This window comes from Gottfriedia luciferensis (assembly GCF_002156865.1).
GTDB classification, from domain to species: domain Bacteria; phylum Bacillota; class Bacilli; order Bacillales; family Bacillaceae_G; genus Gottfriedia; species Gottfriedia luciferensis.
Genome location: NZ_NCTA01000008.1, coordinates 63,764 through 74,276 on the forward strand (window position 1 = coordinate 63,764; position 10,513 = coordinate 74,276).

Annotated in this window: 14 protein-coding genes; all 14 read left to right on the forward strand. The window is 32.4% G+C overall.

The annotated features are described in order from the left end of the window. Positions 1 to 10: 10 nt before the first annotated feature. Positions 11 to 619, forward strand: a complete 609-nt coding sequence (locus tag B7R67_RS08560) for a MotE family protein (RefSeq protein ID WP_088069460.1) — start codon at positions 11 to 13, stop codon at positions 617 to 619. Between the two features lie 30 nt (positions 620 to 649). Continuing rightward, complete coding sequence (locus B7R67_RS08565) at positions 650 to 1,969, forward strand: flagellar hook-length control protein FliK (RefSeq protein ID WP_088069462.1); 1,320 nt, start codon at positions 650 to 652, stop codon at positions 1,967 to 1,969. A gap of 3 nt (positions 1,970 to 1,972) precedes the next feature. Next, entirely contained in the window at positions 1,973 to 2,419 is a 447-nt protein-coding gene (gene flgD, locus B7R67_RS08570) for a flagellar hook assembly protein FlgD (RefSeq protein WP_088069464.1), read from the forward strand. Between the two features lie 72 nt (positions 2,420 to 2,491). Next, a complete protein-coding gene (locus B7R67_RS08575; RefSeq protein ID WP_088069466.1) occupies positions 2,492 to 3,727 on the forward strand; it encodes a flagellar hook protein FlgE in 1,236 nt (411 codons plus the stop codon). Positions 3,728 to 3,771: 44 nt separating this feature from the next. Beyond that, a complete protein-coding gene (locus B7R67_RS08580) occupies positions 3,772 to 3,975 on the forward strand; it encodes a flagellar FlbD family protein (RefSeq protein WP_088069468.1) in 204 nt (67 codons plus the stop codon). Between the two features lie 4 nt (positions 3,976 to 3,979). Next, the gene (gene fliL, locus B7R67_RS08585) at positions 3,980 to 4,408 is read left to right on the forward strand and encodes a flagellar basal body-associated protein FliL (RefSeq protein WP_088069470.1); all 429 of its coding nucleotides are present in this window, start codon (positions 3,980 to 3,982) and stop codon (positions 4,406 to 4,408) included. Positions 4,409 to 4,438: 30 nt separating this feature from the next. Further along, positions 4,439 to 5,437 (forward strand): flagellar motor switch protein FliM, encoded by a 999-nt coding sequence (gene fliM, locus B7R67_RS08590; protein ID WP_088069472.1) that lies wholly within the window; start codon positions 4,439 to 4,441, stop codon positions 5,435 to 5,437. Continuing rightward, positions 5,427 to 6,632, forward strand: a complete 1,206-nt coding sequence (fliY, locus tag B7R67_RS08595; RefSeq protein WP_088069547.1) for a flagellar motor switch phosphatase FliY — start codon at positions 5,427 to 5,429, stop codon at positions 6,630 to 6,632. The genes fliM and fliY overlap by 11 nt, the downstream gene beginning before the upstream one ends. A 22-nt stretch (positions 6,633 to 6,654) precedes the next feature. Further along, entirely contained in the window at positions 6,655 to 7,017 is a 363-nt protein-coding gene (locus B7R67_RS08600) for a response regulator (protein ID WP_088069474.1), read from the forward strand. 29 nt (positions 7,018 to 7,046) lie between these two features. Further along, on the forward strand, positions 7,047 to 7,694 hold the full coding sequence (locus B7R67_RS08605; RefSeq protein WP_088069476.1) for a flagellar biosynthetic protein FliO: 648 nt from the start codon (positions 7,047 to 7,049) through the stop codon (positions 7,692 to 7,694). Continuing rightward, the gene (fliP, locus tag B7R67_RS08610) at positions 7,691 to 8,356 is read left to right on the forward strand and encodes a flagellar type III secretion system pore protein FliP (protein WP_088069478.1); all 666 of its coding nucleotides are present in this window, start codon (positions 7,691 to 7,693) and stop codon (positions 8,354 to 8,356) included. Before B7R67_RS08605 ends, fliP begins: the two co-directional genes overlap by 4 nt. A 13-nt stretch (positions 8,357 to 8,369) precedes the next feature. Further along, the gene (gene fliQ / locus B7R67_RS08615) at positions 8,370 to 8,639 is read left to right on the forward strand and encodes a flagellar biosynthesis protein FliQ (RefSeq protein WP_088069480.1); all 270 of its coding nucleotides are present in this window, start codon (positions 8,370 to 8,372) and stop codon (positions 8,637 to 8,639) included. A gap of 4 nt (positions 8,640 to 8,643) precedes the next feature. Beyond that, complete coding sequence (gene fliR, locus B7R67_RS08620) at positions 8,644 to 9,420, forward strand: flagellar biosynthetic protein FliR (protein ID WP_088069482.1); 777 nt, start codon at positions 8,644 to 8,646, stop codon at positions 9,418 to 9,420. A 3-nt stretch (positions 9,421 to 9,423) separates the two neighbouring features. Then, positions 9,424 to 10,506, forward strand: coding sequence for a flagellar biosynthesis protein FlhB (gene flhB, locus B7R67_RS08625; RefSeq protein ID WP_088069484.1), 1,083 nt, complete (start codon positions 9,424 to 9,426; stop codon positions 10,504 to 10,506). The last annotated feature ends 7 nt before the right edge of the window (positions 10,507 to 10,513 follow it).

A 10,513-nucleotide genomic window follows, 5' to 3' on the forward strand; every position in this document is an offset into this window, starting at 1 on the left:
GATCTCAATAATGCAGAATGAAACGAAAGAAAAAGAATATAGTACTTTTCAATACTTTATTTTCGTCTTTTTAATTCCACTAATTTTCACACTTACAGCTGCCTTTGTTATTTTAAAAGTAGCTGGTGTAGATATGTCCAAAGAGACGAAAAAAATAGCAAGTCACATTCCTTATGTTAATTCACTCGTTAAAGAAGATTCTCCTTTATCAGAGAAAGAACAACTGAAGAATAAAGTGGTTAAGCTATCTGAAGCGAATAAAGAAACGCAGCAAGAATTGTCAAGATTAAAAAGCCAGTCAGATGAAAAGGATCAACGTATTACGAATTTAAGAATCGAAGCAGAAAAATTAAGGCAACAAATTAAGGATCAACAAGAACAAAATAACGCGAATATCGATTCGATTGCTGAAAAGAAAGCACTATCGAAAAAAATATTTTCTAGTTATGAAGAAATGCAACCAAAACATGCAGCACAAATCATATCAAATTTATCTGATGAAGAAGCTTTTTATATTCTTTCAAATATAAATAAGGAAGCAGTCACAAACATCCTTTCAAATATGGACGTGGGAAAAGCTGCTAAGTTTACTTCAATGATGACAGCTAAATCTCGATAACCGACATAGGATTGGAAGGAGGTGAACAGTATGAATGGGATTGACATCAAAAATTTAAGTCATATCGCACAACCGTTGAAATCGAAATCTTCTTATCTTCAAGCAAATAAACAATCTTTTGAAAAAGTAATGAAGAATTCACAATCTCTTCAAACAGTTCAGCCGAAAGATAAAAATCAAATTGCTAAATTATCTAATGGAAATTCAAATCTTTCAAAGCTAGAAGCAGTAATTGAAAAGTTGAACGAGAAATTAGATGAAATGGATGAATCGAATAAAGATGATTTGAATGGGGTAATCGACTTATTATCAATGCTGCAATCCATGATTCAACAACAATTAGAAGCATTTACACAAAGTCCAGATAATAATCGTGAATCAACTGATAACGCTGCTTTAACGATTCCTGAAAGTGTACTGTTAACGGATTCAAAATCGTTTATGGATACAATTTTATCAGCAATAAATCCGAATCAAAATGGATTGAATTTAGAATCAAAAAACAGTGGAGAAGAATTATCTGCTTTACTATCAAATATCTTATCGAAAATGAAAGATGTGTTAAAAGTCGATCGAAATGATGAGGAAGCTCCAAAAATAACAATTTCCAAAGATGATATGAATAAGTTTTTAAATGTACTTAGTCAATTTTTAGAAGACAAAGGATTAAATAAAAACCAAATACAACATCTTACAGAAAATATGACAAAGCTTGTTTCAAAAATTCCGATGAATGGTGAAAGTAAAACAGATGTTCAATCTAGTTTGAAACCAAGTTCAGAAAACGAGATTGAATCAATACCAACGATTAAATTAAATTCAACTGAAACGGATCAGCAAACAGCCTTTTCTAATCAAGCTTTTGCTGGCGATACGATAAAACAATATGCACTTTTTGTAGGGAAAACGACTAATAAAGCAACAGCAAATCAGTTTGTTAGGGATTTTCAAAATATTATACAAAAAAGTAATTTTACGAATGAAATGGGACAACAAAAGATATTTATCAAACTTTTCCCGGAAAATTTAGGACGAATTTCGATTGAACTTGTAAAAAATGAGCATGGGATGATGGCAACAATTATTGCATCTTCTGCGAAAGCAAAAGAGCTATTGCAATCCAATATGGATAGCTTAAAGCAATCATTTCAAATGAATAATTTACAAGTTGAAAAGATTGATTTATACCAATCATTACAGGCTGATCGATCTAATTCTTATTTAAATCAAGAACGTGAGGATCAGAAGCATCAGCAACAACAAAGTAAAAATCAATCAAAACAACAATCGAATAGTGATGAGGAATTTAGCTCTTCGTTTTTAGATGAAATGATGAAAGTGAGCCTATAAAAAATGAGTACAAGCACAATTTTAGATGCACTAAAGTCAATTAATCAATCAGATTCAAAATCTTCTAAAAAAGTAGGTAATGATTTAGGAAAAGACGATTTTTTAAAATTGTTAATGGCCCAAATGAAAAATCAGGATCCGTTAAGTCCGATGCAAGATAAAGACTATATTGCACAACTAGCAACATTTTCATCTTTAGAACAAATGACCAATATGAACACATCATTGAATAACTTCTTAGATAGTATGTCAACAAACTTGCTGCAATTTAGTGAGCTAATTGGAAAGAAAGTATCTTATGTCGTTTTGTCACAAGACGGAACTTCTTCTACAGTTGAAGAAAGTGTTGTGAAATCAGTAGAAAGAAATAGTAAAGGTTTTCTAGTTCACTTAGCCAACGGCAAAGATACATATACCCAATTTATATCAAAAATTAGTGATAATACTTAAGTAGTGACATCAATATAAAGTAAATTATTTCAAAGTTTGCGAGTAAGAGCTTGCAAGAGGAGGATAACTTTAATGCTTCGTTCAATGTATTCAGGTATTGGTGGAATGAGAAACTTCCAAACTAAACTAGACGTAATCGGTAATAATATCGCAAACGTAAACACATATGGCTTTAAAAAAGGTCGTGTAACATTTAAGGATATTGCAAGTCAAACGATGTCTGGTGCAAGTAGTGCTCAAAATAACCGTGGTGGTACAAATGCTAAACAAATCGGTTTAGGTTCTGCTTTAGGTTCAATCGATACAATTATGACAAATTCAAGTCTTCAAACAACTGGAAGATTACTAGATTTAGGTGTAGATGGAGATGGATTCTTTGTTGTAAAGAATGGTAGCCAACAATATTATACACGTGCTGGTAACTTTGATATTGATAGTGTAGGTAACTTAGTTAACTCTGATGGTTTGAAAGTTCAAGGGTATGCGATGGATCCAGTAACTGGTAAACCGAATACTAGTAAATTAATTGATTTAACGATTGATAAGAATGCAACGATTTTACCTCAGGCTACAACTTATGCAAAATTTGCAGGGAATCTTGATAGTAACGCAGCAAGTGGAACTGTTTATTCAATGGATATGACAGTTCGTGATTCGTTAGGAAATGAAGTTCCACTAACTTTACAAATGACTAAAAGTGCTGCACCAAATACTTGGACTGCTACGTTTTTAGATAAAAATGGTACATCTGTAAGTGGAGGTGGTGGGACATTAACCTTTAAACCAGATGGAACATTGAATACAGGAGCATCTACTATACCAAATATAAATATTAACCCAAATACAGGTGCTAATACAATTAGTATTCCTGCAACTAAAATAGATTTGTCTGGAGTAAATCAAACTGGCGCAGCTTCATCAGTATCAGTAAAAGATAAAGACGGATCAGCTGGTGGAACTCTAACAAGCTTTACATTTGGTCAATCTGGGGAAATTACAGGTGTTTTCTCGAATGGACAAGTTAAAACACTTGGTCAATTAGCGTTAGCAACTTTCTCGAATCCAGGCGGTCTGTTAAAAGCTGGAGGAAACACATTCCAAGAGAGTAATAACTCGGGTATACCGAATGTGTCAACACCAGGTAATTCACGTGGAGTTGTACAAGCTGGAACGCTAGAAATGTCAAATGTTGATTTATCAGAAGAATTTACAGATATGATCGTGGCACAACGTGGATTCCAAGCAAACTCACGTATTATTACAACATCTGATCAAATCTTAGAGGAACTTGTAAACTTAAAACGTTAAGGTAGGTGAATGAGGATTAAGCTCATCTTAGTCCTCTACTTTAAATGATTTGTTTAACAAAACTTAATGGAAATAAATTCACTTTAAATGCAGTTTACATTGAGGAAATACAGTCCTTCCCAGATACGACAATCACACTAACAAATGGTCATAAATTTTTTGTTAAAGAATCTGAGTTAGAGGTTTCGAAATTGGTAACTGCATTTTATCAATCAATTAATCTATTAGGTAAAAAAATGGAGGCGTAGTCCATTGTTTAAAAATAAGTTAGTAAATATTATGATTGTCCTTTTGTTAGCGATTGCGCTTATCGGTACAGTTACTGTCATTATTATTAATAAAGTAAACGTAAAAGCAACAAATGGAAAGCCATCAATTGATGAAATAGTAAAATACTCATCTGAAATTCCAGAAATTACAACGAATTTACGTAATGGTGATTTCATTAAAATCTCTTATATGATTCAAACTTCAAATAAGGATGCGAAAGAAGAGCTTGATAAACGAGATTTTCAAGTGAAGAACTTAATCATTCAGCAGCTTGCTCAAATGGATAGTGAGCAACTAAAACAAAAAGATAGTATTACGTTATTAGAAAATACTTTAAAAGATAAATTAAATGGAATAATGCAGGATGGAAAAGTTGTTAGAGTATACACCACCTCATTCATCCTACAATAGTGAAGCTACATGTAAGAGGAGGTGGATTTCTTGTCAGGAGAAGTTTTATCACAAAATGAAATAGATGCTCTTCTCTCAGCTATTTCAACAGGTGAAATGGATGCCGAAGAACTTAAAAAGGAAGAAAGTGAACGAAAAGTTAAGGTTTATGACTTTAAACGTGCACTGCGTTTTTCGAAGGATCATATCCGAAGTTTAACAAGAATTCACGAAAATTTTGCGAGATTGTTAACAATTTACTTTTCAGCACAACTTCGAACATATGTTCAAATTAGTGTTGCATCAACTGATCAAATACCATATGAGGAATTTATTCGTTCAATTCCAAAAATGACAATTTTAAATGTTTTTGAGGTTCCTCCTTTAGATGGAAGAATCATATTTGAGATTAATCCACACATTGCATATGCAATGTTAGACCGTGTGCTTGGTGGTCAAGGTCATAGTATGAATAAGGTTGAGAACTTAACGGAAATTGAAACTAGAATTATGACACAGTTATTTGAGAGAGCTGTTGAGAATCTTCGTGAAGCTTGGAGTACAATTGCCGATATTGAAACAGTAATAACAGATTTCGAAGTCAATCCACAATTTTTACAAACAGTTTCTCCAAATGAGACTGTAGTCGTGATTTCTTTTAACACCGTTATTGGAGACACAACTGGGATGATCAATATTTGTATTCCTCATGTTGTTCTTGAACCTATGATTCCTAAGCTATCAGTACGTTATTGGATGCAACCAAATACGAAACCAAAAAGTATTGAGGAAACTCAGTTTATTACAAAACGCATTAATAAGACAGATATGGAAATTGTCGCAGAACTTGGAGAGACAACCATTACGATTAATGAATTATTGAATATGGATGTCGGTGATGTGATCGTATTAAACAAAAACACAAATGATGCACTAGATTTAAAAATAGGTGAAAGTTATAAATTTACAGCTCAGCCAGGTAATGTGGGTAAAAGAGTTGCGATCCAAATTTTAGATGAGGTGAAAGGGGGAGAAATTGCTGATGAGTGATAAAATCCTATCTCAAGAAGAAATCGAACTATTATTAAGTGGTGGATCTTTAAATGAAGAACCAGAAGAAGCGGCTAAAAATGAAACATTACCCCCTTTAGAGGAATTATTATCTTCAATTGAAATGGATACATTGGGGGAAATAGGAAATATTTCATTTGGTAGTTCAGCAACTGCACTATCAACATTATTAAATCAAAAAGTAGAAATTACGACGCCAAGTATATCGGTACTACACCGACAAAGTTTAGAAAATGAGTTTAAATCTCCTTATGTAGCAGTGCAGGTTGCTTACACTGTTGGATTTGAAGGAGCGAACTTATTTGTCATCGAAACGAGAGATGCATCAATCATAGCTAATTTAATGCTTGGTGGTGATGGAAATGTTGAAGATACTGAGTTAGATGAAATCCATTTAAGTGCAGTTCAAGAAGCAATGAATCAAATGATGGGTTCAGCAGCAACTTCAATGAGCACAATCTTTAAGAAAAAAGTAGATATTTCACCTCCTACAATTGGTTTAATTGATTTTCAAATCGGTGAAGGAACAAATAAGGTTCCTGAAGATGAATATTTAATTAAAGTATCCTTTAGATTAAAAGTTGGTGAACTGATTGATTCAAGTATTATGCAGCTTTTACCTTATGATTTTGGTAAGGAATTAGTGAATGAATTATTTAGATTAAATCAACCAGTTGAAGTAAAAGAAACGAATGCTGAGAAAACTGTAGTGAATCAACAACAAGCAACACCAGTACAACAACAGTCAAACCAAATTGAAAAAGTCGAACAAAAACAGGAAAGTTACATTATGCCAACAAGTTCAAATCCGATTGGAAATCAAATGATAGGCACTTCACAGTCATTAAGTAATCAACCAGTTCAGCCAGTAGCTTTCTCACAGCTTCAACCTGTGTCTATTACAGAAAATGAAGCAAGAAATTTAAATATGTTATTCGATATACCTTTAAATGTAACAGTTGAATTAGGTAGAACAAAACGATCTGTAAAAGAAATTCTTGAATTAACGACTGGATCTATTTTGGAATTAGATAAGCTTGCAGGTGAACCGGTTGAAATTTTAATTAATAGTAAATTGATTGCAAAAGGTGAAGTCGTTGTAATCGATGAGAATTTTGGTGTACGTGTTACAGATATTGTTAGTAAAAGTGATCGTTTAAATAATTTAAAATAAAGTACTTTGGAGGAATTTTATAATGGCAAATAACATTCTTATCGTTGATGACGCAGCATTTATGCGAATGATGATTAAAGATATTTTAGTGAAAAATGGTTTTAATGTAGTAGCCGAGGCTGCAGACGGGGCTCAAGCAGTTGAAAAATATAAAGAGCTTCAACCTGATCTTGTAACGATGGATATTACAATGCCAGAAATGGATGGAATTGCTGCATTAAAAGAAATTAAAAAAATTAATCCAAATGCAAAAGTAATTATGTGTTCAGCAATGGGTCAACAAGCAATGGTAATTGATGCGATTCAAGCTGGAGCTAGAGATTTTATTGTTAAGCCTTTCCAAGCAGATCGTGTAATTGAAGCGATTTCTAAAACTTTAGCTTAAATAATGGATTGAAAGTTAGGTGACAACGAATGAAAAGGATTCTTTTTTTAACGTTGTTGTCATTAGCCATAGTATTTGCGCCGTTTAAACAGACTACTAGTTTAGCGGCGCAATCAAATCCGTCTATACAAGATTGTATAGATAAACCGAAATTATGTGATGACAATACAAAAAAGGACAAACAGCAAGAGATACCAGCACTTAAGTCTTCTAAATTAACATTTTTTGATTATGTAAAAATGATTTTTTCTTTCGCGATCGTAATCGGGTTATTATATTTGGTACTTAATTGGATTAAACGAAATGGAACGACTTTTAATAAAAATAGTTTGGTTACTTCTCTTGGTGGTACATCAGTCGGATCGAATAAGTCTGTTCAGTTAATCAAAATTGGGAGCTCAGTCTACGTAGTTGGTGTAGGAGAAAATGTTACTTTACTAAAAGAGATAGATAATCCCGAAGAAATTCAAACAATTGATGAAAAAGTAGAACAAAGAAACCAAGTCGATATGAAGGTTTCAAAGTTATTTGGAAAAGCAATAAAAATCGAAAGAAATCAATTTGATTCACCGAAAGACTCGTTTAAAAATTTGTTTCAACAACAAATACAGTCAATAAAAGGAAAGAAAAATTCAATACTTACTAGAATGGATGAGGAAGGGAATCGACAAGAATGAATGATGTAGTTCAATACTTAAATTCTAGTAATCCAGAAACGGTTACAACATCTGTAAAACTACTTTTATTATTAACAGTACTTTCAATTGCGCCTGGAATCGTAATTCTTACAACATGTTTTACAAGAATCATTATTGTACTGTCATTTGTAAGAACTTCAATTGGTACACAAGGGGTTCCACCAAACCAGGTTTTACTTGGACTTGCAATGTTTCTAACATTTTTTATCATGGCACCTACTTTTCAAGAAGTAAACAAACAAGCTTTAACTCCACTTTTTGATAATAAAATTACGTTAGAGCAAGCATATGATCGGGCTTCTATTCCAGTAAAAGAATATATGGGTAAGCATACAAGGCAAAAGGATTTAGAACTTTTTATGGGCTATTCAGGAATGAAAAAACCGAAAAGTATAAAGGAAATTCCTTTAACAACTTTAGTTCCTGCTTATGCGATTAGTGAATTAAAATCAGCATTTCAAATGGGATTTATGATTTTTATACCATTCTTAGTCATAGATATGGTTGTCGCCAGTGTTTTAATGTCAATGGGGATGATGATGTTACCTCCAGTTATGATTTCATTACCATTTAAAATACTATTATTTATTATGGTGGATGGATGGTATTTAATTGTTAAATCATTACTCGAGAGCTTCTAGAGGTGAACTATAAATGAGTCAAGAATTTGTCATATCAATAGCTCAAAAAGCAATATATACACTATTTGTTGTAAGTGGTCCATTATTGGTCATCGCTTTAGTAATAGGATTGATTGTAAGTATTTTTCAAGCAACAACACAAATTCAAGAGCAAACGCTAGCATTCATACCAAAAATAGTTGCAGTTTTAGTCGCTTTAATTTTTTTTGGACCATGGATGTTGACTAAATTAGTTGAATTTACATTTGCAATTTTTAGTAATTTGACTAATTTCGTAGGTTAATCAAATGGATACATTATATCAAAGCATACCTGCGTTTTTATTAATATTTGTTCGGATAACTAGTTTTATGGTATCAGTACCAATCTTTTCAAATCGTTCGATTCCAACAAGTCATAAAGTAGGATTTTCATTTTTTACTAGTTATATTGTTTTTTTTCTTGTTGATCAACAACCATTATTAAATATCGATAATTACATATTTTTACTAATGAAGGAAGCAATGATTGGTTTAGCTTTAGGGTTAATTGCATTTATTATCATGTCAGCGATTCAAATTGCTGGAGGATTGATTGACTTTCAAGTTGGATTTTCAATCGCAAGTATTTATGATCCGCAAACAGGTATGCAAAACCCAATTACAGCACAATTTTTAAATGTTGTTACGATTTTATTTTTATTATCGGTAAATGCACATCATCTTTTAATTCAAGGGATTATTAATAGTTTTAAAATTATTCCTGTTGATTCGATCGGAATTGGTTTTGGACATAAAGAGATTATGTTAGAAATCGTAAAGATATTTTCATCAATGTTTGTAATTGCTTTTCAAATGGCATTACCGATTATCACTTCATTATTTTTAGTCGACATTGCGTTAGGTATTTTGACTAGAATTGTTCCACAATTAAATATTTTCGTAGTTGGAATGCCTTTAAAAATCATTATTGCATTTGCAATACTTATTATTGGTCTACCTACAATGATGGTTTCAGTTCAGCATATTTTTGAACTAGTTGTTCAATCAACAAATTCCCTCATCCGACTAATTGGAGGAATTTAATTAATGGCACTAATTAAACTTAATCTACAACTTTTTTCTGGGGAACGGACTGAGAAAGCAACCCCAAAAAAGAGGGAAGAAACGAAGAAGAAAGGGCAGGTAGCAAAAAGCGTAGAGATTAATACAGCTGTGATTTTACTATCAATGTTTCTCTTTTTACTATTTGGTCGACAGTTTCTTTTTGACCAATTTGTGCATGTGATGAAAGAATATCTACAACATTATTTGCTAAAAGATTTATCAACTCAAAATGCTGGATCATTGTTATCTGGCGTTTACATGCAAATATTGAAGTTAATTGGTCCTTTTTTAGGCGTTGCTTTTATTGCTGCGATTGTAGCGAATGTGTCCCAAGTAGGCTTCATGTTTTCAACCGAATCAATTTCTTTAAAGTTTGATCGGTTAAATCCAATACAAGGATTTAAAAAGATCTATTCCCTAAGAGCAATTGTTGAATTAGTAAAATCTCTACTAAAAATTACGATTGTTGGTGCTGCTACATTTTATGTGATTTGGCAAAGTAAACAAGAAATTTTAAATTTGCCCTATATTGGCATAAGACAAGTTGCCGAAACAATTTATAATTTAGTTGTTAAAAGTGGGCTATTTGCTTCTTGTTCTTTACTAGCAATGGCAATACTTGATCTGTTTTACCAAAGGTTTGATTTTGAAAAAAACATTAGGATGTCAAAACAAGATATAAAAGATGAGTATAAGAAATCAGAAGGGGACCCTCATATCAAAGCTAAAATTAAGCAGAAACAAAGAGAAATTGCAATGAGGCGAATGATGCAAGAGATTCCTAACGCTGATGTTATTATTACAAATCCAACTCATTATGCAGTTGCGCTTAAATATGATGAAAATAAAAGGGATGCACCTTTTGTGGTTGCAAAAGGGGTAGATTTCCTCGCTTTAAAGATAAGAGAAATCGCCAAAGCTCATGATATTGTAACGATTGAAAACCGTCCACTTGCAAGAGCATTGTATGCTCAGACTGAAATTGGCGATGAAGTTCCAGAAGAATTTTTTAAAGCAGTTGCTGAAATTTTGGCATATGTTTATAAGTTGAAAAGAAAGATCTAAGGGGAGA

What these genes read in the sequence shown, in the direction of transcription:
- B7R67_RS08560 (WP_088069460.1), top strand. Translation starts at nt 11, where the DNA reads ATGCAGAATGAAACGAAAGAAAAAGAATATAGTACTTTTCAATACTTT.
- B7R67_RS08565 (WP_088069462.1), top strand. Translation starts at nt 650, where the DNA reads ATGAATGGGATTGACATCAAAAATTTAAGTCATATCGCACAACCGTTG.
- flgD (WP_088069464.1), top strand. Translation starts at nt 1,973, where the DNA reads ATGAGTACAAGCACAATTTTAGATGCACTAAAGTCAATTAATCAATCA.
- B7R67_RS08575 (WP_088069466.1), top strand. Translation starts at nt 2,492, where the DNA reads ATGCTTCGTTCAATGTATTCAGGTATTGGTGGAATGAGAAACTTCCAA.
- B7R67_RS08580 (WP_088069468.1), top strand. Translation starts at nt 3,772, where the DNA reads ATGATTTGTTTAACAAAACTTAATGGAAATAAATTCACTTTAAATGCA.
- B7R67_RS08600 (WP_088069474.1), top strand. Translation starts at nt 6,655, where the DNA reads ATGGCAAATAACATTCTTATCGTTGATGACGCAGCATTTATGCGAATG.
- B7R67_RS08605 (WP_088069476.1), top strand. Translation starts at nt 7,047, where the DNA reads ATGAAAAGGATTCTTTTTTTAACGTTGTTGTCATTAGCCATAGTATTT.
- fliP (WP_088069478.1), top strand. Translation starts at nt 7,691, where the DNA reads ATGAATGATGTAGTTCAATACTTAAATTCTAGTAATCCAGAAACGGTT.
- fliQ (WP_088069480.1), top strand. Translation starts at nt 8,370, where the DNA reads ATGAGTCAAGAATTTGTCATATCAATAGCTCAAAAAGCAATATATACA.
- fliR (WP_088069482.1), top strand. Translation starts at nt 8,644, where the DNA reads ATGGATACATTATATCAAAGCATACCTGCGTTTTTATTAATATTTGTT.
- flhB (WP_088069484.1), top strand. Translation starts at nt 9,424, where the DNA reads ATGGCACTAATTAAACTTAATCTACAACTTTTTTCTGGGGAACGGACT.